General features: G+C 45.7%; 17 protein-coding genes and 4 tRNA genes. 5 read left to right on the top strand and 16 right to left on the bottom strand.

Translation table 11 applies throughout. The features are described 5' to 3' along the window. Positions 1–67 precede the first annotated feature (67 nt). The 7 genes from adk to dapA all read right to left on the bottom strand — a co-directional run bounded on the left by adk (position 68) and on the right by dapA (position 10,524). Entirely contained in the window at positions 68–712 is a 645-nt protein-coding gene (gene adk, locus ACHA99_RS20840) for an adenylate kinase (protein WP_028759655.1), read from the bottom strand. A 140-nt stretch (positions 713–852) separates the two neighbouring features. Then, on the bottom strand, positions 853–1,716 hold the full coding sequence (locus tag ACHA99_RS20835) for a tetratricopeptide repeat protein (RefSeq protein WP_263199662.1): 864 nt from the start codon (positions 1,714–1,716) through the stop codon (positions 853–855). 184 nt (positions 1,717–1,900) lie between these two features. After that, a complete protein-coding gene (gene htpG / locus ACHA99_RS20830; RefSeq protein ID WP_287480980.1) occupies positions 1,901–3,814 on the bottom strand; it encodes a molecular chaperone HtpG in 1,914 nt (637 codons plus the stop codon). Between the two features lie 181 nt (positions 3,815–3,995). After that, entirely contained in the window at positions 3,996–7,091 is a 3,096-nt protein-coding gene (locus ACHA99_RS20825; RefSeq protein ID WP_028759652.1) for an efflux RND transporter permease subunit, read from the bottom strand. After that, positions 7,088–8,170, bottom strand: coding sequence for an efflux RND transporter periplasmic adaptor subunit (locus tag ACHA99_RS20820; protein WP_393944729.1), 1,083 nt, complete (start codon positions 8,168–8,170; stop codon positions 7,088–7,090). Before ACHA99_RS20820 ends, ACHA99_RS20825 begins: the two co-directional genes overlap by 4 nt. Positions 8,171–8,538: 368 nt before the next feature. Next, complete coding sequence (bamC, locus tag ACHA99_RS20815; RefSeq protein WP_263162990.1) at positions 8,539–9,636, bottom strand: outer membrane protein assembly factor BamC; 1,098 nt, start codon at positions 9,634–9,636, stop codon at positions 8,539–8,541. Positions 9,637–9,639: 3 nt separating this feature from the next. Next, positions 9,640–10,524 carry a 4-hydroxy-tetrahydrodipicolinate synthase gene (gene dapA / locus ACHA99_RS20810; RefSeq protein WP_131523286.1) on the bottom strand — a complete coding sequence of 295 codons (885 nt, stop codon included), beginning with the start codon at positions 10,522–10,524 and terminating at the stop codon, positions 9,640–9,642. Positions 10,525–10,696: 172 nt separating this feature from the next. Between dapA and ACHA99_RS20805 the strand changes: the two genes are divergently transcribed. Next, complete coding sequence (locus tag ACHA99_RS20805) at positions 10,697–11,248, top strand: glycine cleavage system protein R (protein WP_028759648.1); 552 nt, start codon at positions 10,697–10,699, stop codon at positions 11,246–11,248. A gap of 3 nt (positions 11,249–11,251) precedes the next feature. Then, positions 11,252–11,719 (top strand): thioredoxin-dependent thiol peroxidase, encoded by a 468-nt coding sequence (bcp, locus tag ACHA99_RS20800; RefSeq protein ID WP_028759647.1) that lies wholly within the window; start codon positions 11,252–11,254, stop codon positions 11,717–11,719. Between the two features lie 244 nt (positions 11,720–11,963). Here the strand turns inward: bcp and ACHA99_RS20795 are convergent, their stop codons facing one another. After that, positions 11,964–12,581, bottom strand: coding sequence for a LysE/ArgO family amino acid transporter (locus tag ACHA99_RS20795; protein ID WP_113940882.1), 618 nt, complete (start codon positions 12,579–12,581; stop codon positions 11,964–11,966). 125 nt (positions 12,582–12,706) lie between these two features. On the opposite strand from ACHA99_RS20795, the gene ACHA99_RS20790 reads away from it, so the two are divergent. Further along, a complete protein-coding gene (locus ACHA99_RS20790; protein WP_393944726.1) occupies positions 12,707–13,642 on the top strand; it encodes a LysR family transcriptional regulator ArgP in 936 nt (311 codons plus the stop codon). Positions 13,643–13,751: 109 nt separating this feature from the next. On the opposite strand, the gene htpX is transcribed toward ACHA99_RS20790, so the two are convergent. Further along, complete coding sequence (htpX, locus tag ACHA99_RS20785) at positions 13,752–14,615, bottom strand: protease HtpX (protein WP_006082065.1); 864 nt, start codon at positions 14,613–14,615, stop codon at positions 13,752–13,754. A gap of 435 nt (positions 14,616–15,050) precedes the next feature. On the opposite strand from htpX, the gene pepE reads away from it, so the two are divergent. After that, the gene (gene pepE / locus ACHA99_RS20780) at positions 15,051–15,764 is read left to right on the top strand and encodes a dipeptidase PepE (RefSeq protein WP_263265454.1); all 714 of its coding nucleotides are present in this window, start codon (positions 15,051–15,053) and stop codon (positions 15,762–15,764) included. Between the two features lie 452 nt (positions 15,765–16,216). After that, positions 16,217–17,800, top strand: coding sequence for a glucan biosynthesis protein G (locus ACHA99_RS20775; RefSeq protein WP_393944739.1), 1,584 nt, complete (start codon positions 16,217–16,219; stop codon positions 17,798–17,800). A gap of 466 nt (positions 17,801–18,266) precedes the next feature. Here the strand turns inward: ACHA99_RS20775 and ACHA99_RS20770 are convergent. From ACHA99_RS20770 to uvrY, 7 genes are all read right to left on the bottom strand, one after another. Next, a tRNA-Leu gene (locus ACHA99_RS20770) sits at positions 18,267–18,353 on the bottom strand. Between the two features lie 137 nt (positions 18,354–18,490). Continuing rightward, a tRNA-Leu gene (locus tag ACHA99_RS20765) sits at positions 18,491–18,577 on the bottom strand. Positions 18,578–18,626: 49 nt separating this feature from the next. After that, a tRNA-Cys gene (locus ACHA99_RS20760) sits at positions 18,627–18,700 on the bottom strand. Positions 18,701–18,744: 44 nt separating this feature from the next. Further along, a tRNA-Gly gene (locus ACHA99_RS20755) sits at positions 18,745–18,820 on the bottom strand. Between the two features lie 214 nt (positions 18,821–19,034). Then, complete coding sequence (pgsA, locus tag ACHA99_RS20750; RefSeq protein WP_028759642.1) at positions 19,035–19,583, bottom strand: CDP-diacylglycerol--glycerol-3-phosphate 3-phosphatidyltransferase; 549 nt, start codon at positions 19,581–19,583, stop codon at positions 19,035–19,037. A gap of 47 nt (positions 19,584–19,630) precedes the next feature. Further along, complete coding sequence (uvrC, locus tag ACHA99_RS20745) at positions 19,631–21,460, bottom strand: excinuclease ABC subunit UvrC (protein WP_113940885.1); 1,830 nt, start codon at positions 21,458–21,460, stop codon at positions 19,631–19,633. A gap of 103 nt (positions 21,461–21,563) precedes the next feature. After that, on the bottom strand, positions 21,564–22,208 hold the full coding sequence (gene uvrY / locus ACHA99_RS20740) for a UvrY/SirA/GacA family response regulator transcription factor (RefSeq protein WP_006082070.1): 645 nt from the start codon (positions 22,206–22,208) through the stop codon (positions 21,564–21,566). Between the last annotated feature and the right edge of the window lie 123 nt (positions 22,209–22,331).

Genomic DNA, 22,331 nt, shown 5'->3' with positions numbered 1-22,331 from the left:
AAAAGCCTGCATCGGCAGGCTTTTTCTTAATATGAGAACTTGTTCTCGTAAATTAACCTTTATTCGGTTATTTCAACACTCTAGCTAACTGCTCACTCACGGCCGCAACCGATTGAGTACCGTCAAACTTGTTGTATTGAGTTTGGCCAGCGGCAGCCACTTTACCGTAGTATTCAACGAGCGGCTTAGTTTGCTCGTGATAAATCGCGAGGCGTTTACGCACTGTGCTTTCTTCGTCATCTGGACGAATAGCTAAATCTTCGCCCGTCACGTCGTCTTTACCTTCCACTTTAGGTGGATTGAAAACCACATGGTAAACACGGCCAGAACCTGGGTGAACACGGCGACCGCTCATGCGCTTAACGATTTCTTCGTCTGGCACGTCGATTTCAATCACGTGATCAATGCTAATACCGTTTGCCGCCATCGCATCCGCCTGTGGGATAGTACGTGGGAAACCGTCTAACAAGAAACCTTTAACACAGTCTTCCTGTGCGATACGCTCTTTAACCAGACCGATGATCAGATCATCAGAAACCAGTTGACCAGCATCCATCACTTTTTTCGCTTCCAAACCCAGTGGAGTACCCGCTTTTACCGCGGCACGTAACATATCACCAGTGGAAATTTGTGGGATACCATACTGTTCCATAATGAACTGGGCCTGGGTACCTTTACCGGCACCTGGGGCGCCCAATAGGATAATGCGCATCTCAAGAGTCCTCTTTTCGCATTGATATTCTTCTTAGGGCGGCGATCTTCGCACATCTGGCCGCCATTGAGAAGGGTTTTAGCTTCGACTTTAGCCTCAGAAACCGCAAATAAACTGCGGTTACTAAGCGATTTTTTTCATTAATAGAGCAAAGTATAGAGCTTACGGCGGTATTGATTGGCTATGGGATTACCTTGGCCAAGTGCCGTTAATACTTCCATAAATACTTGTTTTACTGTGCCATTTTCAGCACCTAAATCTTTACTGAGCACACCGAATAACAGTTCTAATGCTTCATCATCGCGGTGGGCAGCATGCAATGCCTTACTCAGCTCGAGTAATAACACTAAATCTGTTGGATTTTGCTCAAACTTTTGCTGCAAATCGCGAATTTCAGGGGTATCCGCCGCATCCAAGGCAAGTGCGAGCTTAGCTTTTAAACTCTGGTAATAACCATCTTGGTCGGCAAGCCCTACTTTCTCAAGCATGGCTTGTGCTAACACTAATTCGCCCTGCATCAGATACACATCGGCAAGCACTAGACTCACCTCACCCGCTTGATTTGACCCTGTATGTGCTTCTTTAAGCAACACGGCGGCAGTGGCAAGATCCTCTGCGCTAACTTGACTCAGGGCGAGTAATGCTTTTGCCTGTGCTAACTGTAACTGCCACATAGGCGGTAAATATTTATCCAGCATAGCCGTGACTTGCGCCGCATCTTGCAGGCCAGCAAAACCATCGACAGGCTGACCTTTATCCAATACTAACGTGGTCGGTAGACTTTGAATGCGAAAGTAATTGGCAATTTCTAATTCGGCTTCACAGTCAACTTTTGCGAGCACGAATCGACCCGCATTTTGCGCGGCAATTTTCTCTAAGGTGTGCAGCATAGCCACACTTTGTTCCTGCGGCTGAGCCCAAAATGCTAACACCACGATCTGTTGCATCGAGGCGTCAACCACTTGCTGAATATTGTCTTTAGTCAGACTGAGGATATTGTCCATAGTATTCCCTTAACATTTAAGGCCTCTATCATGGGAGGCCTTATTCTTTTAAAACTAAGCGTTAGAACCAAGTCTTAAAATCGAGTCTTACCGCTAACGGATTGAGTGACAGGCTAGGCGCAAACCACTCTTCCTGCACTAGAAACAATATCGGGGCCGTTCAAAGAAGGGCCCCGATAGTCATTTACTTCATGTTAGCCAGTAACATTTGGTTCATCAGCTTGATAAAGGCCGATGGGTCCGCAAGGCTACCTTTTTCAGATAATTGCGCCTGTTGCAGCAGCAGATTTGACCAATCCGCGAAGGCGGCTTCATCTTGAAGATCATTTAAGCGCGATACTAATGGGTGCGCTGGGTTGATCTCAAATGTCGGCTTCACTTCTGGCACAGGTTGACCCGCAGCTTGCATCAGCTTGATCATCTGAGTCGACATTTCGCCTTCACCCGCCACCACACAGGCAGGAGTGTCGGTTAAGCGTGACGTAACTTTCACATCCGCAACGGTTGAGCCTAATGCCGTTTTAATGCGTTCAACTAAAGCTACCGATTCTTGCTCAAGCTTTTCTTGCGCTTCTTTTTCAGATGCATCTTCCAGCTCGCCAAGTTCTAAATCACCACGGGTCACTGAGTGCAATTGTTTCTCTTTGTACTCAGTTAAGTGGTTGATTAGCCACTCGTCGATACGCTCTGACATCAGTAAGACTTCAATGCCTTTCTTACGTAGCAACTCTAAATGTGGGCTGTTAGCTGCGGCTTCATGGCTGTCGGCAACAATGTAATAAATCTTAGTTTGGCCTTCTTTCATGCGGCTGATGTAGTCATCAAGTGACACAGTCGGCGCCGCACTGCCCGTGTGGGTCGAGGCAAAACGCAATAAGCCAGCAATACGCTCACGGTTAGCGAAATCTTCCGCAGGCCCTTCTTTCAGCACTTGACCAAATTCAGCCCAGAACTGTTGATATTTTTCCGCATCGTCTTTCGCCAGTTTTTCCAGCATGCCAAGCACACGTTTGGTGATACCAGTACGCATCGCTTTGGTCACGTGGTTATCCTGCAGAATTTCGCGGGATACGTTCAGCGGCAGATCGTTTGAGTCAATTAAGCCCTGCACGAAGCGCAGATAAGATGGCATAAATTGCTCAGCGTCATCCATGATGAACACACGTTGCACAAACAGTTTTAGGCCGTGTTTACGGTCGCGATTCCACATATCCCAAGGCGCTTTTGCAGGAATATACAATAGGTTAGTGTATTCTTGCTTACCTTCTACCCGATTATGACTCCACAGTAGTGCGTCGGTGTAATCGTGGGAAATGTGTTTGTAAAACTCTTGATACTCTTCATCACTGATGTCAGCTTTATTGCGCATCCACAAAGCCGTGGCTTTGTTCATGACTTTCCATTGACCTTCGGTCGCAGGAATTTTTTCGCCATCAGGACCATCACGCTCTGGCGAGCCTTCTTGCCACATTTCGACTGGCACAGAGATATGATCTGAGTATTTAGTGATGATCGAACGCAGGCGCCAATCATCGGCAAATTCTTTTTCTTCGTCACGCAGGTGCAGCGTAATTTCAGTACCACGGCTCGCCTTGGTGATGGTATCAACGGTGAAGTTACCCTCGCCTTCTGATTCCCACAATACGGCTTCATCGGCCTTATGACCGGCAGCGCGAGTGCGAACAGTGACTTTCTTCGCCACGATAAAGGCTGAATAGAAACCGACACCGAACTGACCGATTAACTGTGAATCCTTTGAAGATTCGCCCGATAGATTCTTAAAGAAATCAGCGGTGCCTGATTTTGCGATTGTGCCTAAATGCTCAATCACGCCGTCGCGGGTCATACCCACGCCGTTGTCTTCGATGGTCACAGTGCCTTTTTCTTTATCGGCACTGATACGGACTCGCAGTTCACCGTCGCCTTCATAGAGTGCGTCATTGGTCAACGCCAGATAACGCAGCTTGTCCGCCGCATCCGCAGCGTTGGAGACCAGTTCACGCAAGAAAATTTCTTTGTTGGAATACAAAGAATGGATCATCAAATGCAACAGCTGTTTGACTTCTGTTTGAAAACCATGAGTTTCTTGTTGTGACATGAAATTTTCCTTTATTTGTTACGTAATTTGGTAAAAGTAACGCTTAGTGTTTACTAAATGGGGCTCCAAATTTGCTTTTCAAGGGCAAGGGCTAAAACGAGGTTCGAATGGCGAAAAATAAGGCGCTTGATGAATACCAAGCGCCTATATGTATGCTTCCAACATCAACCTGCACGAGGCGTTAGTCTTGGGCTAATTCTTTTTCTAACTGTTGGGCGATAGCTTCGGGCGATCCGCTGTTGCGGGCAAAGAGTCCATAAGCGGCGGGGATCACGAAGATAGTGAATAAGGTTGCCAGTAAAATCCCAGACAACACCACTACACCAATCACAAAACGAGTTTCAGCACCTGCGCCTACCGCCAACACCAATGGCACGGCACCAGCGGCAGTGGTGATCCCTGTCATTAAGATAGGTCGTAACCGCTGCGCTGACGCTTGGATAATGGCCTTATCAAAATCAACGCCTTTATCCCGTAATTGGTTAGCAAACTCGACAATCAAGATGCCATTTTTCGCGGCTAACCCGACCAGCATAATAATGCCTATCTGACTGTAAATATTAAGACTCTGCCCCGTAAGCCACAAACCAATTAAGGCGCCGACGGTAGCCAGCGGCACAGTAAGCATGATCACCACAGGGTGGATATAACTCTCAAACTGCGCCGCGAGCACGAGGAATACAATCCCCAGTGCAAGGATGAATACGAAGTACATAGAGCTACCCGACTCTTGATAATCGAGGGATTGGCCCTTGTAGCTAATCACCGCTTCCGCTGGCAAATAGGTACGCGCCAATTGATTCATATAATCAAGGGCTTCACCTAAGCTATAACCATCTTCCAAACTGGCTTCTATGGTGATCGCGCGCATGCGATTATAGCGATTAAGCGAACTGGCGTCGGCAAACTCCTCCACAGTCACTAAGTTAGACAGCGGAATAAGTTCTTGAGTGCGCTCGGAACGAACATAGATATTTTGCAGATCCGCCGCGGTATTTTGATTATCGCGCTCACCTTCAACTATCACATCGTATTCTTCACCGTCACGCATAAACGTCGTCACTAAGCGTGAGCCCAGCATGGATTCCAACGTACGGCCTATATTTGAAATCGACACCCCAAGGCTCGCCGCTCTGTCTCTGTCGATGACGACACGAAGTTGAGGCTTAGTCTCTTTATAATCGTGATCTAATCCCAATAATTTGGGATTCTGTGCCGCCTTTTGCATCATGATATCGCGCCAGCGGGCAAGCTCTTCGTAGCTAGGTCCACCAATCACAAATTGCACAGGTTTACCTACACCGCGACCAAAGGCTTGGCGCATTACAGGGAACGCTTGCACTCCGGCGAGATTGGCAAGACGTTTATTAATGTCGACGATAACTTCCTTTACTGGACGACGTTTGCCCCAGTCTTCCAGTACTATGATTGCCATACCGTTAGAGAAATCCGCCGCGCGGCCAAAGCCACGGGGGGCACGAATGAGCAGACGTTTGATATCACCCGTTTCGACCAATGGCATCAAGCGGTTTTCCACTTCATTCATATAGGATTCTATGTATTCATAACTCGCGCCCTGTGGCCCGTTGACCATCAAAAATAACGAACCACGGTCTTCCTGTGGCGCAAATTCTTGCGGTACTTTTTGGACTAAATAGACACTAGAGCCTAATGCGACTAACACTAGAATCGACACCAATATCGGGTGGGCCATGGCGGATTTTAGGGACAATTGATACCGGTTTGACACTTTTGTCATTATGCCGTCGACCTTACGTACCAACCAAGAATCCTGCGAACTCGGCTTAAGCAACTTAGAGCACATCATGGGCGTGAGTGTGAGCGCTACTAGGCTAGAGAACAGCACCGCCGCACTCATGGTCACGGCAAACTCTTTAAATAATTTACCTAAATCACCCTCAAGAAAAGTGATTGGCATAAATACCGCGACCAACACGAGTGTGGTCGCGATGACAGCAAAAGCCACTTCACGCGCACCGAGAAAAGCAGCTTTGAGTGGGGAATCTCCTTCTTCGATACGTCTATGGATGTTTTCCAGCATCACAATCGCATCATCCACCACCATACCGATGGCGAGGATCATCGCCAATAAGGTCAAGAGGTTAATGGTATAACCTAGCGCATACAGCACAATAAAGGTGCCGAGCAGAGACACAGGCACAGTGATCGCGGGGATCAACATAGCGCGCACGCTGCCAAGGAACAGATAAATCACGATAATCACTAAAATCATCGCTGTGAACAGGGTTTGATACACTTCTTTAATCGAGGCTTCGATAAACACTGAGCTATCGTAGCTGCGTTTAATCGACATGCCCGCTGGCAAGGTCGGGTTGATTTTGTCAACCAGCGCGTTCACTGCGCGCGCCACTTCTAACGTATTGGCGGTTGACTGTTTAGACACGCCTAAACCTATCATTGCCTCTTTGTTGCCACGGAACATAATCCGCTCTTCATCAGAGCCAATTTCCACCCGTGCGACATCGCTCAGTTTGACTAAATAACCGTCTTCCCCTTGGGTGATCACTAAGTTTGCGAAATCTTCGGCAGTGCGATAACCCCGCTCCAGTCGCACAGTAAAGTGCCGCTCCTTCGACTCTATCGAACCTGCAGGTAACTCGACGTTCTCAGCTCTGAGCGCGGCCTCAACATCGGCAACCGTTAAACTGCGAGAGGCCAAGGCTTGTCTGTCAAGCCAAACGCGCATGGCGTAAACCTTACCACCACCAATACGCATCCGCGCCACACCATCGACCACCGAAAAGCGGTCCGACAAATAACGGTTGGTGTAATCGGTCAATTCTAGGGTCGTCATTTGATCCGACACGAGATTGAGCCACATGATCACTTCATCACTGCCATTGGCTTTTTGCACTTCTGGGGGATCAGCTTCATCGGGTAAATTGTCGAGTAAACCTGAGATCCTGTCGCGCACATCGTTAGCTGCATCTTCAATATTACGGCTAATATCAAACTCTAAGGTAACTGATGAGCGGCCATCACTGCTCGATGAACTCACGTGACGAATGCCTTCGACGCCACTGATCCTGTCTTCAATCAATTGGGTAATGCGGCTTTCCACCACGGCAGCACTGGCACCGCGGTAATTCGTGTCGATAGATACCACTGGCGGATCTATGTTTGGGTATTCACGCAGGGGTAATTTATCAAAGGAGACAAGCCCGAAAGCGACCAGCAGCAAGCTGATCACTGAGGCAAATACGGGACGTTTGACCGAGAGATCAGTAAGGATCATACACTTGGCTCCGCGTTCGTATCGGCAAGATAACTAAACTTTTCCGCGAACTCAGTTTGCACTTTATCCCCAGGATGAACTTTCAGTAAGCCGCGGATCACTACGTTTTCGCCCAAGGCTAAACCATCTAAGATCTCCACCCAGCCACGGGTGCGAATCCCAATAGTGACTTGTTTACGTTCAATCACCTTGTCAGCATTGACGCTGTAAACATAATGGCTGTTTTGGATCGGGATAATGGCAGATTCAGGCAACATCAAGGCCTCGCGGCTACGCTTGATGAGTTTGACCTTCATCAACATGCCCGGTAATAAACGCAGTTCAGGATTGGGGATTTCGGCGCGAACAATCACTGTGCGCGTGGTTGGATTCACACGGCTATCAATCGATGTCACCACACCTTTGAAAGTCACATCAGGGAAAGCGACCGCTTTGGCTTCAACCTTTTTACCTGGCTCTAAATCTTGAATAAAGCGCTCTGGCACTGAAAAATCGAGCTTAATGGTAGAAATATCATCCAATGTCGTAATCACAGTGCCGGGCGACACTAAGCTGCCCACACTGATTTGACGTAAGCCTAAACGGCCATTAAAAGGCGCCAGAATACTGCGATCATTGAGTGATGATTGCGCCTGTTCGAGCTCGGCACGGGTGGTATCAATAAGGGTTTGTAATCTGTCGCGCTCTAACTCGGCCACAGTGCGGCTAGTCACCAACGAACTGATCCGAGCTAATTCACGTTGATTATCACTGACTTTGACTTGCGCGGCTTTAACCTTAGCGATCTGCTCAGCATTTTGCAGTTGGACTAATAACTCGCCCTTTTTAACGATATCGCCGTCGTCAAATTTAAGCGCTATCACTATGTCGGTGACTTTAGGCGTTATCGTTACAGATTCTGCGGCTTTATTGCTACCAATAGCTTCAACTTCATCGCGAATGGGCGCCATAGCTGCAGTGGCAATCACTACATTAGGTATGAGTTTAATCTGGGCTGCAGCAATCTCTTGCGGTTGCATGGCTTGGTATCCAAACCATGCCGCGGCCAATATGGCGATTATTAGAATAATTTTTTTCATCGGGCTTCCAAGGAATGACTCGCATTAATGACGGCTAGTTTACTCACTCACATCATCGCATCAATACGTTTTACTTTTTCTTACAAATTACGCTGATAGCGCAAAATATGTATGATTAAGTGTCTTTGGCGATATCAATGGTTGAGTTGCCAGAATGCAGTACGATAACAAGGTTGTTAAGTGATTAATTTTACTTATCACCAGTAACTCAACATTTATCACTAAAACCATTTGAAAAAGATTGGTATATAGATAATTAAATCCTGAAACACAGATCGCCTAGATAATCGACAACTCCCTGCTTAAAACTCAAATCGCAGCCAATAAAAAAGGGCGATAATTCGCCCTTTTCTAGTCAACTGCTGAAATTAACGTATTTGACGTTCTTCTTTCATCAGGTTTGACAGTGACTGGTACACATTGCTAACTACTTCATCGCTTAATGGCTGATCTTCGCCATCGCGAAGGAAGATTTTCGTTTCTTCTGGAGTATCACCATCTTCAAGCAGTAAACGGTAGCTACCTTCTTTCAGTGCTAACTTATCTTCGCCCCACAATGAACTCCAGAAACCAGAGTTATCGTCAAACTTGATAAAGTACAATCCTTTAGCACTATCCATATCGGCAATTTCAAAGCCCATTTCTGGTAGCACTATGCGTAGACGATCCCACACTTGCTTGTAAGAGGCTTTAGCAGACCAGTAAGCTTTACCTTCTTCAGGCGTTACGAGATCAACATTAATACCTAAGGTTTGCTTCAAACGATTCGATTGGATCGCTTGGTCGCGCTTAACGCTGATATACGCAATGGCGCTGTTCAGCATATCAATAGTGTATCTTTGCTTATCTTCACCGCTTAATAAAACTTGTTGCGCTTTATCGTCGTAGAACTCTTCGTGTTCAACTAAGTGAATAACGATATTTGCAGTACGACCATGTGGACGCGTTTCCACGTCAAAACGATAGCGTTGGCGCAACAGATAAACTTTATCCGAGCCCCACATGCTCGATTCAATCACTTCACGGCTTTCAATCCAATCGGTTTCTATGTTGCCTTTGTCAAAATCACGGCTACGAACAGCAATACCTTTTTGAGCAAAGAAACCATCTAAGTTTGTGAAGATTTCTTGTTTCAAATCCACAGCATTGTCGATGGATTCAACCACGATTTTAATGTTGTCACTGCCCTCTTCCACATGAGTACCTTCCGCCATTGGCAGTACTTGCAGTGGCGGACGGATATCTAAGTTTTTGCCATACAGCGAAGCATTCACTTTAGAACCCAGTGCTGGTACATCGAATTCTTTATTGTAGGGTGGCGTTTTTAATCCCGCGGGGATCTTAAGCAAAGGCGCTTGCTCGGCCTGAACATAGTCGTCGTTACCGTTCGCTTGGCGGCGATCAAGTGGCGAACTACAGGCTGCAACAGCAGCAACTAAGATCAGTGGAGTGACTTTCTTTAACATTAATTATTTAACCTCTATCTGGGCACGAGTCATTGCTTCTATCAACAGACCATGACATTGCTCAGAAAGTTCAGTCAAAGGTAAACGAATATGGCCACATTCAATCAAACCCATACGATGGGCAGCCCATTTTACTGGGATAGGGTTGGCTTCACAAAACAGTGTGCTATACAAACCGCGCAGCGGGGTATCTATGCTCTGAGCCAACTCGGCATGGCCAGCGAGCGCCGCATCACACATAGCTTTAAAAGCCTTTGGTACTATGTTGTTAGCCACAGAAATTACGCCATTTCCACCTAAGAGTAAAAACTCTCTGGCAGTGGCATCATCACCGCTATACAAGAGGAAATCGTCGCCACACAGTTCGCGCAGACGTTTTACACGGGATAAGTCACCGGTCGCCTCTTTTACACCAATAATGTTGCTTACGCTAACAAGCTCGGCAACAGTTTCTGGCAGCATATCAACGGCAGTACGACCTGGAACATTATAAAGAATTTGTGGAATATCTGTGCTAGCGGCCACGGCTTTATAATGCGCAATCAATCCCTTAGGCGTTGGCTTATTATAATATGGCGTTACGCCAAGCATAGCGGCAACACCCACCTTAGATAAGGACTTGGTGAGCTCAACGGCTTCAGATGTGGCATTGGCGCCATTGCCACCAATGACAGGAACACGTCCCGCAGCAAATTTAACGGTTTGTGAAACGACCGCTACATGCTCAGGCATAGGCAGAGTCGCTGACTCGCCAGTAGTACCAACGGCCACAATGGCATCTGTGCCTTGGTCAATATGGAATTCGACTAACCTTTCAAGACTTGCAAAATCTACTGAGCCATCACTGTTCATTGGCGTGATTAAGGCTACGATGCTTCCGTTTATCATCTGACTTTCCCCAAGATTTCAGGATTCGCTATGGTACTGATGCCAACCACTAATGACAAGCATTAACGGGGCTCTCAAATTGAATTAGTTATGGTAGCATTACATCCCGCACAAAAACTCAGCTTTAACCCTGAGTTTTCGCTCTATGATATCGAAAAAGTGAGGAAAATTCATGACCAATTTCCTGGTCGTAACAGCGATGGGTCTCGACCGTCCTGGACTTGTAAGTAAACTAGCTCGACTTGCCAGTGACTGTGACTGCGATATCGTCGACAGCCGTATGGCATTATTTGGTAACGAATTTACCCTGATTATGATGTTGTCTGGCTCGTGGGCATCAATAACGAAAATTGAAAGTATGTTCCCCAGTCTGAGCGTTGAGTTAGAACTGCTGACGGTGATGAAACGCACCTCTAAACACACACCACAAAACTACCTTTCTCGCCTCGAAGTACGCTTCACGGGTAAAGACCAACGCGGCACCATTAAACGCATTACCCAGTTCCTTGCTGACAGGTCATTAGATCTTGCCGCAGTACGTTCATTTTCTGAGGAACTCCCCGGTGGTGAACAAACGCAAAATGTGTCGCTAACCATTAATATTCCTGAAAAAGTTGAACTAGAAAAGCTCGAACAGAGTATCTATCAGCTCGCCCAAGATATGACCTTAGATTGTACTATTCGTCGTATGGAAGGCACTGCCATCTTAGAGGACAGAGGATAATAGATGAATACCTTAACGGCTGGGGCAAAAGCGCCTCACTTTACACTGCAAGATCAACATGGCAACTCAGTATCGCTGGCTGACAGCCTTAAGCAAGGCCCTGTTTTAGTGTATTTTTACCCGAAAGCATCAACGCCGGGTTGCACAGTTCAAGCCTGCGGCCTACGTGACAGTAAAGCCGAGCTCGATAGTCATAATGTCACTGTATTTGGCATTAGCCCAGATCCTGTGGCTAAACTGGCTAAATTTGCAGAGAAACAAGCACTCAACTTCACTTTACTGAGCGATGAAGACCACAGTGTCGCCGACGCTTTTGGGGTCTGGGGTGAAAAGAAATTCATGGGAAAAACCTATGATGGCATTCATAGATTAAGCTTCCTTATCAATACCGACGGCGCCATCGCCCACGTATTCGATAAGTTTAAAACCAAAGATCACCATGAAGTCGTACTCGCGCAAATCGCGGGTTAATGACTAATATGACGACGAATACAAGGCTTCAAGCTGCTGCTTTAATCGGCACAAAAGTGTAAACGTCGTGAGTTGAACTTGGCAGCCTGAATAAATAATCGGCAATCGATAACGAAAAGGTCCTGAAATCAGGACCTTTTTCATGAAAAATTTTCACTTTCATATCACAAGATGCAGTCAAACCGAGCAAAAAATCCGCAAAAGTATTCAGCTATGCCCGTATTCTATGGCATCCCAACACCGGTTATCCTGCCACATAGGGCCAAATAATCGCAGCGGCAATGCTCCACATGGTTAACCAAATAAAACGGTCGAGGTAACGCCATGCCGCTGGGCGAGTAAAAATGGGCGCTAACAAACGCGCACCAAAACTTAAGCCAAAAAACCAAATAAATGATGCCAGTACGGCACCCGCGCCAAACCAAGGCCGATCGAAATCATCAAATTGAGTGCTAATGCTGCCGAGCAACACCACAGTATCAAGATACAAATGCGGATTAAGCAAACTGATCCCAAGCGTCGTCAGTACGGCTTTCTTAAATGTGTCCGCATTATCGGCCTGATCCATCTCAATGCCCTTAGCCACAAACGACGCCTTTAGCGCATTCGCACCATACCAGAGTAGAAACGCAGCACCACCGAAACTCGCCACATGCTTAATAGTGGGAAACGACTCAATAATATGTCCTAGCCCCGCGACACCCGCAGTGATCATCAGCGCATCAATAATAGAGCAGAGCAAGGCAATCGGTAATGTGTACGAGCGCTTAATGCCTTGCTTGAGCACAAAGGCATTTTGCGCGCCCACAGCAATAATCAAACTGCCACCAATTCCCATACCTTGTATAAATGCCGCTTGCATAACCACCTCTCATGTTCGAAGAAGGCGCTAGCATAGTCAAAACAACAAAATTAATATAACTAATGTTTTTTATGTATCATAAGTAAAATTAATAACCGTCCAAACACACTCATTTAAGGATGACTATGCTGGAATACGCGAATCTCAAAGCGCTCGCCGTTGTGGTCTCGGAAGGTGGCTTCGACCGCGCCGCCAAAGTGCTGCACATCACCCAGTCGGCTGTATCACAGCGCATTCGACAACTTGAAGAAAAAGTTGGTCAGTCACTGCTTATTCGCTCCAATCCTGTGGTCGCAACGCCCACAGGTAAGCGCCTGCTGCGCCACTATTCACAGGTACAATTACTAGAGAGTGAATTAAGAGCTGAGATGGACGCCGACGATCCCAACCATCCAACCACAGTGCGCATCGCTGTGAATGCCGACAGTTTGGCCACGTGGTTTTTACCTGCGCTAGCAGGCATGTTCAGTCGCCACGCTTGGTTATTGGAATTAATTGTCGATGATGAGTCTTACACCCATCATCTATTGAAAAATGGTGAAGCGGTCGGATGTGTCACCACAACCGAAGTGCCGATGGCGGGTTGCAGCAGTGAGTTTTTAGGCACCATGGAATATTTATGTGTAGCCACGCCCGAATTTGCCGCGCGCTATTTTGGTGAGCCGAGCGACACTCAGTCACTTAGCAACACTCAGCTGTTTAACGGCATTAGCCAAGCCCAGTTAGCGAAGGCGCCAGCAGTGGTGTTCTCCACCAAAGATAAGCTGCACGAGAAGTTTCTCGCCCAATATTTCAATATGACGCCAGGGCAATGGTGGCAACATACTATCCCCTCTTCAGAAAGTTTTTTAGAAGCGATTAACTTAAGCTTAGGTTATGGACTCGTCGGTCATCTGCAAGCGAAGCCATTAATCGATAAAGGGATACTGATTGAGATCACCCCAGAACGGCGCATGCGCGTGCCGCTGTTTTGGCAGCATTGGAATATCAAAGCAAAACAAACGACACTGGTTTACCGTGCCCTTGCGGCAACCGCGCAGCATAATTTGCTGCAGGCATAAAAAATCGGGCTCAAACCAAAGTTTGAGCCCGATGTTAAAAGCCTTCAATCTAATATCAAGTGAGTCTTAAAGACTCAGATTTAACATTTAAGAGTTAACTCACTCTTTATTAGCTCGCTCTTAACGCAGCAATACGTTTCTCTAATGGAGGATGACTCATCATCATTTCCGCCATTGAACGTTTGCCGTTAATACCGAAGGCTGACATTTGTGCAGGCATTGCCGTACTTTCAGGGCCTTGGCGTAAACGCTCAAGCGCAGCAATCATCTTACCTTTACCCGCTAAACGTGCCGCACCTTCATCGGCTTTGTACTCACGAATACGTGAGAAGTAAGCGACGATAATTGAAGCCAAGATACCGAATAGCATATCCAGTACGAAAACAACGGCCATGTAAGCAAACATACCTAAACCTTCGCCTTCTTCATCATTACTCGACACGAAGTTGTTGATAATACCAGCAACCACACGGGCCGCGAAGATCACGAACGTGTTCACCACACCTTGAATAAGTGTCAAGGTCACCATGTCACCGTTAGCAACGTGGCTCACTTCGTGGGCTAATACGCCTTCAATTTCATCTTGGCTCATGCCATATAACAGACCCGTACTGACAGCCACTAATGAATTGTCTTTACTTGGACCAGTAGCGAACGCATTCATGTCAGGCGATTGATAAATCGCCACTTCTGGCATTTTAATCCCCGCTTGCTTAGCTTGACGGGCAACCGTCTCCACTAACCAACGTTCGGTACTGTCACGTGGGGTAGTGATGACTTCACAACCCATGGTCTTTTTCGCCATCCATTTTGAAATGGCTAAGCTGATAAAGGCCCCACCGAATCCAAAAATGGCAGCGAACACCAGCAGTCCACCCATAGTAGACGTGTTCACGCCTAGAATAGACATTACAATTGAGGCTACTAGCAACACAGCTAGGTTAGTCGCAATCAATAGAAATATACGCTTCATTTCAGCTCCTTTAGGGCAAGAATAGGCCATTTAACTTTGTTCAAAGACATAATATGTCCAAATCATCGAAATTCAAGTGGTAAAAGAAAAGAGTTTTTAAAATAGGTTATCTTTCTCGTATATAGACACTGCCTTTCATGGCCGAGAGTCTAGGGACAGTATATTAATCGAAACTTAAACTTATGCCCAAGCAACCTCAAGATACGAGTTTCATCGCGTTCTGAGAGCTTTAATTCAAGGCGTATCAATCACTGACTTTTGCATTGATGCCACACAGAAGTAGAATGCCCCGAACGCTCCATCTTGGTGGGGATCACTATCTTGAAAAACACCGCCGCTAGCCGTGCTATGGCGCAATTCTGCTTTAACTCTCTATGTTTATCGGAATTAATCTTTGTTAACATACCAATACACTCCGAGATTTCAGGATACAAAATGACAATCAACGCCCTACTACTGAGCAGCTCTCGTGTCGGTGATACGCCTTATCTTGCCCACGCGATCCCTTTTATTAAACCGCTCACCGTCAACGCACAAAAATGGATTTTTATCCCCTATGCAGGGGTTAGCATGAGTTATGACACTTATTTAGCGTCTGTCGTGACTGGGCTAGCTGAGCTTGAACTCGATATCAGTGGTATTCATCAGCATCCAGACCCTAAACAAGCAATAAAAGATGCCGATGGAATTTTAATCGGTGGGGGTAACACCTTTCACCTGTTACACCAACTATATCGTTATGATCTGGTCGCGCTTATTCGTGAGCAAGTCGCCCTTGGTAAACCTTATATCGGCTGGAGCGCGGGTTCAAACGTATCGGGACTGAGTATTCGCACCACTAATGATATGCCGATCATCGAACCGCCTTCGTTCAACGCATTAAACTTAGTGCCGTTCCAGCTCAATCCACACTATTCCAATTACCAAGCACCGGGCCACAATGGTGAAACCCGTGCCCAACGGTTATTAGAATTCACTAAAGTCGACCCATTAACCCCAGTGATCGGCATAGTTGAAGGCTCAGCTTTGTGGCGACAAGGAGACACACTATCACTCTTAGGTGACAAACCTGCGTATTTATTCTGTGGTGAGCAGCAAGAGATCCCAATCCCTGTGGGCAGTGACCTATCGCACTTACTCAAGTCCTAATATCCACGTTAGCATACCTAAATGGGCTCACAGTTAACACCGTGAGCCTGAATCACTCATTAGCAATAATTAAGATTAACCATTTGATATTGTAAGTTTTTAATTAACACTCTCGATTCAACTGCACCAATTTTGTGTAAAAACGCCACTGAATTCAATGAGAACAGTGTTAACTCAGCCAAGACAGTTTTTACTGCAGTACCAATTGCGATTACTTATCGTAAAATCACACCGCAAAGTATTGAGAACGGCACCTAAAATAGCGCCAAGCATAATTTATGTTACAAATCTCTAGCTACGCAGGTAAAATTATCCCTTACCTCAGCTACTCGAATCCCACGACTGAGGATTTTATAGCAGACAAGTTATTAATATTTAGGGATTAGATAGACTGAAGCATATATTGTGCCTATGAATCAGCGTCATTTTAGTAAGGAGTTTCCATTTTGCGAATGAATCTTATGATGAATTACCCTACCGGTTATCCGGCATTACTCAAAAAACTACCTTTTGTCATCTTGACCGCCATCGTCTATGTCGTCGGCATAAACAACGTCAATGCCGCAGCGGCAGAGACAACACCAACGCCAGCACCAGAGAAGAAATCCAAAAAATTCTCCCAAGACACAGTTATTGAACTCGCTCAACAACTGTCGCAAAAACCATTTAAAGAAGCGAAAAAAGCACCTAAAGAACTGGTTGATCTCGATTTCGCGACCTATGGCAAAATCAATTACCAAGAAAATGCCGCGATTTGGGGCGGAACACCGACCAAATTTTCGGTACAACTTTTTGCTCCAGGCTTTCTCTATAAAAACCTTGTCGATATCGACGTGGTCGAAAACAGCAAAGCTATTCCAATTGAGCTAACAGAAGCTTCGTTCGATGTCCCTAACGACACCATTGAAAAACTCATCACACAAGTGGGCCAATACGCGGGTGTACGTTTACATTACCCTATCAATGATGATGAAATAAAAGATGAATTCATCATGTTTCAAGGTGCGAGCTATTTTCGCGTGCTCTCTAAAGGACAAACCTATGGCTTGTCTAATCGAGGTTTAGCGATTGATGTCGCTCAGCCAAAAGGTGAAGAATATCCCCTGTTTAAGCGTTTCTGGGTCGAGCGTCCATCTAAATATCAGACGGCAATCGTGGTTCATGCTCTGCTAGATAGCCAAAGTGTCACTGGCGCCTATCGTTTTGGTATTTATCCCGGTTCACCATCACGTGTCGAAGTGGATGTAACCTTATTCCCACGCAAAGATATCCAGCATGTGGGTCTTGCACCGCTGACCTCTATGTTCCTCTTTGGCGGACTCGATAACTCAGATAAACCCGATTACCGCCCACAAGTACATAACTCCGACGGCCTACAAATCGATCGCGGTAATGGCGAGCGCCTATGGCGCCCATTAAATAATCCTAACAAACTGCAGATCAGTGCTTTTGGCGATGAAGATATAAAGGGATTTGGTCTTATACAACGCCATCGTAAATTTGAAGACTATCAAGATCTGAGTGCAAACTATCAACTTCGACCTTCAGCATGGATTGAACCCCTCAATGATTGGGGCAAAGGCCAACTGGTGTTACTTGAAATTCCCTCTAATGCTGAAACCAACGACAACATAGTTGCCTATTGGGAGCCGCAAGGCGGACTGAAAAAGGATCTGCCCTATAAATACTCCTATCGCATAACAGCCTCAAACGACAGCCCTTCTACGGCGTCAAAAGCACGTGTTGTCCGCAGTACTAAGGGGCAAGTGTTAGCAAAAGGCAAAGAATTACTTATCGATTTCAGTAACATCAAGCCGCAAGACATTGATAAAATTATCATCGATGCCAGCATCAGCAAAGGTAAAATCCTGTCGTCTCGGATTGTCGCCCACCCGGACATCAATGGCGCTCGAGTATTTATCAGCTTCGAACCAGAAAGTACCAATGTAGCCGAACTGAGAATACAGCTTAAGAAAGACGATAAACCACTTGCAGCGACTTGGCTGTACCGCTGGAATAGCGATGATTGGCAATAAGCTGATATTCACTATTATCACTGTCTAACAAACATAAACTGACCGAGTAAATGAATAAAAGCGCCAGTTTTTACTGGCGTTTTTTTATGCCTAGGGTTTTATTTATAGGCTTACTATTTATAGGTTTTATCTCTAGCATAAATAGAACAAGCCAAAGCTAAAAACTCACGACCTGCTTTTCAGCAAACATAATCCCATACCTTATCGCTCGACTTCTCTGCCAGCATAACTACTGGCTTACTTCAAAATGACACTATCAGCTTAAAACGTAGCACTATTGTGTGATTTTAGGGTTATTAGCCTCTCCTGATGTGCGTCGCCGCAAGGACCTCTGCGAACTAAAGTAAGCAGTACGTTAAGTGTGTCAGTCAAGTTTGACCTTAAACCCCTCACGAAGAATGCCGACTAAAAGTAGAAATCTAAATGCAAAAAAGCCTCGATATAAATATCGAGGCTTTTTCTTTTTTGGTACCCGAGGCCAGACTTGAACTGGCACGCTGTTACCAGCGAGGGATTTTAAATCCCTTGTGTCTACCGATTCCACCACTCGGGCAAACGCTGAATATTAATGACGGGAATCATGTCAAAAATATTATTAACTCTACATCATTAACGCTTAACACGAATAAATCTATTTAATAAAGCCTATTGAATATTCGGACTTTATTTTTACCATCACTATCAAAATAATGGTACCCGAGGCCAGACTTGAACTGGCACGCTGTTACCAGCGAGGGATTTTAAATCCCTTGTGTCTACCGATTCCACCACTCGGGCAAACTCTTTATATTAACGACGGGAATCGTGTCATTAATACTTTAATCTATGGAGGCGCGACCCGGAGTCGAACCGAGATCGACGGATTTGCAATCCGCAGCATAGCCATTCTGCCATCGCGCCATAGTTGCTAACTCATGTTGTGTAGAATTAGACTTTAAAAATATTGGAGCGACATATCGGGTTCGAACCGATGACCTATACCTTGGCAAGGTATCGCTCTACCAACTGAGCTAATGTCGCATCTTGTTTTACTATTCACTCAGATAAACAAAGCATTTCACTTTATTAACTAGCTAATATCAAACATCAATATTATGTAACGTTAAGACTTTGTTTGCACATTGCCTCTTGTCTACGGGGTGGCATTCTACCGATTTACCACCCAGTGTCAACCGCTGTTTTATCGATAACTTACTGCTTGCACACTAAATAATCTCTTTGATTTTTTATTGCACTATTCAGCGGTAAGATCTTTCCAAGCGGCTAAAATGTAACTCATCATTGACCAAAACGTTAATACAGCGGCGATATATAACAGTACAAATGCGGCATTTGTCATTAAAGGATTGTATTGCCAAATCAGCCCAATAATTGCCACCATTTGCGCAGCCGTCTTATATTTACCAATCCAAGACACGGCGACAGTACCACGTTTACCAATTTCAGCCATCCATTCCCTCAACGCTGAAATGACAATCTCGCGACCTATCATAAACAGGGCGGGCAATGTCAGCCAAATATTCGCGTATTGATCGACCAACAAAACTAAAGCTGTAATCACCATCAACTTATCAGCGACTGGGTCAAGAAAAGCGCCAAAACGAGTTAATTGTTTCAATTTACGGGCAGCATAACCATCTAATGCATCCGTTAACGCCGCGAGCCAAAAGGTAAATGCGGCAACAAAAGGGGTCCAGTCATAGGGTAAATAAAACAGCACCACAAAAATGGGCAGTAAAAAAAGCCTGAAAAGAGTTAATGCTATAGGTAAGTTAAACGGCATGATCAAACCAGTTAGTCAAAAGCAGCGCCAATCTTGCCTTAATTTTATCACCCTCGCAATGCATCATGAATGGTTTGTGCCATTTCTATGCTGATCCCTGGTACTTTGACTAATTCCGCCACACTTGCCCCTTTCACTTCCTGCAATCCTCCTAAATGCTGTAACAAAGCTTTACGACGTTTAGGGCCAATACCAGGAATCGATTCCAATGTTGAAGTATTACGGGTTTTCTGGCGACGGTTACGGTGGCCAGTGATTGCAAATCGATGGGATTCATCACGAATATGTTGGATAAGGTGCAGTGCTGGCGAATCCCCTTCGAGGGAAAAGCTGGTTTCGGTATCCCCTAAGATCAAGGTTTCAAGCCCAGGTTTACGGCCCTCACCTTTCGCCACCCCAATAAGCTGCGGCGCTTTATCCAAATGAACAAACTTTTCATCCACTATCTTTTGGGCAATACGCAACTGCCCTAGTCCGCCATCGATAAACAGAATGTCAGGGATTTTACCGCCTGCCTCAATCTTATCGAAACGGCGGCTTACCGCTTGCTTCATTGCCGCGTAATCATCGCCCGGCGTAATACCCTCGATGTTATAACGACGATACTCGCCTTTATGCGGCCCTTCTCGATTAAATACCACACAGGAGGCAACGGTGCTCTCTCCCATGGTATGACTGATATCGAAACATTCCATCCTCTGGATAGGCCCACTCAACTCTAAGATTTCTTCGAGTAACACAAAACGCTGCTCGACCGTATTTTTATGGGACAAGCGCGTAACCACTGCATTCGTCGCATTGGTCACGGCTAAACGTAAGAAGCTCGCCCTGTCGGCGCGAACATTGGTCTTAATCGAAAACTTTTTATCTAGCGCCTCTGAAATCGCCGCTTCAAGTTCATGTAATTCTTCAAAATTATGGCTAATCACCACTTCTTTTGGAATCGTGCGTTGAATATCTGCATTTAAATAAAACTGTAGGATAAAGGAGCGCAGCACTTCATCCATATCAGTTTGGGCTGGCACTGAAGGATAATAACTACGACTGCCAAAAATTTTACCTTCGCGGATAAATAGCAGGTGGAAACAGGCGATGCCTGACGCATAATGCACCCCAATAACATCCATATCGCCTTTATTATTAGAGACTTCCTGTTGCTCGGCAACTTTACGCAGCGCCATGATCTGATCGCGAAATCGTGCAGCCTGTTCATAGGCCTGCTGCTCGGCCGCAAGTTCCATTTTATCAACCAAGGCGCTGATCACTTGCTGATCTTTCCCCTTTAAAAACAGGCTGGCTAATTTCACTTGCTCATCATAATCAGCGTTACTGACTTTGCCCACGCAGGGCGCGCTACAGCGAGACAGTTGATATTGCAAACAGGGGCGTGAGCGCGATTTGTAGTAAAGATCGTCACATTGACGAATAGGAAACAGCTTCTGCATCAAATGCAGGCTTTCACGCACAGCACCGCCATTGGGATAAGGACCAAAATAGTGGCCTTTTTCCCGCTGCGGACCACGGTGATATGCAAGCCTTGGGTGCTCATGCTGGCTTAATAAGATGTAAGGGTAAGATTTGTCATCACGCAACAACACATTGTATTTTGGCATGTATTGCTTGATGTAATCATTCTCAAGCAACAGAGCATCTGTTTCACTGTGGGTCAGCGTCACATCAATATGGTGAATATGTGAAACTAAGGCTTGGGTCTTAACATTACCGAGGTTTTTACGAAAATACGAGCTGAGCCGTTTTTTAAGATCTTTTGCTTTACCCACATAAATGACGTCATTCTTGACGTCATACATGCGATAAACCCCAGCGGAGGATGAAACAGTACGTAAGAAACTCTGGGCGTTAAATTCATTAGACATCATTCACACCCACAGTTTTGGAGACTTAACACAAACAACATAGGAACATATAACCCAAGAACTCGCTAGATTAAAGTCATCGACCAACGCAATCCACTTCCCATTAAAAATGGCCAGCATCCAACATCTTATAGCGAATAGCTAATCGCGTTAGTTCGACATCACCACTGATCCCCAGCTTAGCAAATAAACGATAACGGTAACTGTTAACGGTTTTAGGACTTAAGTTCAGTTGCTCAGAAATATCGTTAACCTTCTCGCCATTGGTGATCATCAACATGATCTGTAACTCACGCTCGGACAAAGATTTAAACGGGTTTTCATCGGCGGGATTAAACTGGCTCAGCGCCATCTGTTGGGCAATTTCTGGGGACAAATAACGTTGTCCGCGAGAGACCTGACGAATCGCTTGCAGTACTTCCGGCGGCGTCGCTCCTTTTGTTAAATAGCCCGAAGCGCCAGCCTGCATCACCTTACTTGGGAACGGATCTTCCGTGTGTACAGTTAATACAATAATTTTTGCATGGGGTTGATATCGTAAAATTTTTCGAGTGGCTTCCAATCCGCCCATCCCAGGCATATTCATATCCATTAAGATCACATCCGCTTCATTTTGGCGAGCCCACTGCACCGCAGTCTCACCATCAGGGGCTTCGCCCACGACTTTGATCCCACGTTCATCTTCCAAGATGCGGCGGATCCCAGTTCTCACAAGCTCATGATCGTCAACCAAATATATCGAAATCAACTTAACCCACCTTTTACAATTTACAGCTCGATCCGTGTGTTAAACAAAGCAACATGGCAAACGGATAACGAGTTCATAGGGCTAATTTAGCCCAACAACCCCATTTCGCAAAGCATAAATTCA

The organism is Shewanella sp. S23-S33, assembly GCF_043359565.1.
GTDB lineage: Bacteria > Pseudomonadota > Gammaproteobacteria > Enterobacterales > Shewanellaceae > Shewanella > Shewanella oncorhynchi.
This window is presented reverse-complemented; position numbering and strand designations above follow the sequence as displayed.

What these genes read in the sequence shown, in the direction of transcription:
- uvrC (WP_113940885.1), bottom strand. Translation starts at nt 21,460, where the DNA reads ATGTCTAATGAATTTAACGCCCAGAGTTTCTTACGTACTGTTTCATCC.
- ACHA99_RS20835 (WP_263199662.1), bottom strand. Translation starts at nt 1,716, where the DNA reads ATGGACAATATCCTCAGTCTGACTAAAGACAATATTCAGCAAGTGGTT.
- dapA (WP_131523286.1), bottom strand. Translation starts at nt 10,524, where the DNA reads ATGATAAACGGAAGCATCGTAGCCTTAATCACGCCAATGAACAGTGAT.
- ACHA99_RS20790 (WP_393944726.1), top strand. Translation starts at nt 12,707, where the DNA reads ATGCTGGAATACGCGAATCTCAAAGCGCTCGCCGTTGTGGTCTCGGAA.
- ACHA99_RS20820 (WP_393944729.1), bottom strand. Translation starts at nt 8,170, where the DNA reads ATGAAAAAAATTATTCTAATAATCGCCATATTGGCCGCGGCATGGTTT.
- htpG (WP_287480980.1), bottom strand. Translation starts at nt 3,814, where the DNA reads ATGTCACAACAAGAAACTCATGGTTTTCAAACAGAAGTCAAACAGCTG.
- ACHA99_RS20795 (WP_113940882.1), bottom strand. Translation starts at nt 12,581, where the DNA reads ATGCAAGCGGCATTTATACAAGGTATGGGAATTGGTGGCAGTTTGATT.
- pgsA (WP_028759642.1), bottom strand. Translation starts at nt 19,583, where the DNA reads ATGCCGTTTAACTTACCTATAGCATTAACTCTTTTCAGGCTTTTTTTA.
- adk (WP_028759655.1), bottom strand. Translation starts at nt 712, where the DNA reads ATGCGCATTATCCTATTGGGCGCCCCAGGTGCCGGTAAAGGTACCCAG.
- ACHA99_RS20805 (WP_028759648.1), top strand. Translation starts at nt 10,697, where the DNA reads ATGACCAATTTCCTGGTCGTAACAGCGATGGGTCTCGACCGTCCTGGA.
- bcp (WP_028759647.1), top strand. Translation starts at nt 11,252, where the DNA reads ATGAATACCTTAACGGCTGGGGCAAAAGCGCCTCACTTTACACTGCAA.
- ACHA99_RS20825 (WP_028759652.1), bottom strand. Translation starts at nt 7,091, where the DNA reads ATGATCCTTACTGATCTCTCGGTCAAACGTCCCGTATTTGCCTCAGTG.
- pepE (WP_263265454.1), top strand. Translation starts at nt 15,051, where the DNA reads ATGACAATCAACGCCCTACTACTGAGCAGCTCTCGTGTCGGTGATACG.
- bamC (WP_263162990.1), bottom strand. Translation starts at nt 9,636, where the DNA reads ATGTTAAAGAAAGTCACTCCACTGATCTTAGTTGCTGCTGTTGCAGCC.
- ACHA99_RS20775 (WP_393944739.1), top strand. Translation starts at nt 16,217, where the DNA reads ATGAATCTTATGATGAATTACCCTACCGGTTATCCGGCATTACTCAAA.
- htpX (WP_006082065.1), bottom strand. Translation starts at nt 14,615, where the DNA reads ATGAAGCGTATATTTCTATTGATTGCGACTAACCTAGCTGTGTTGCTA.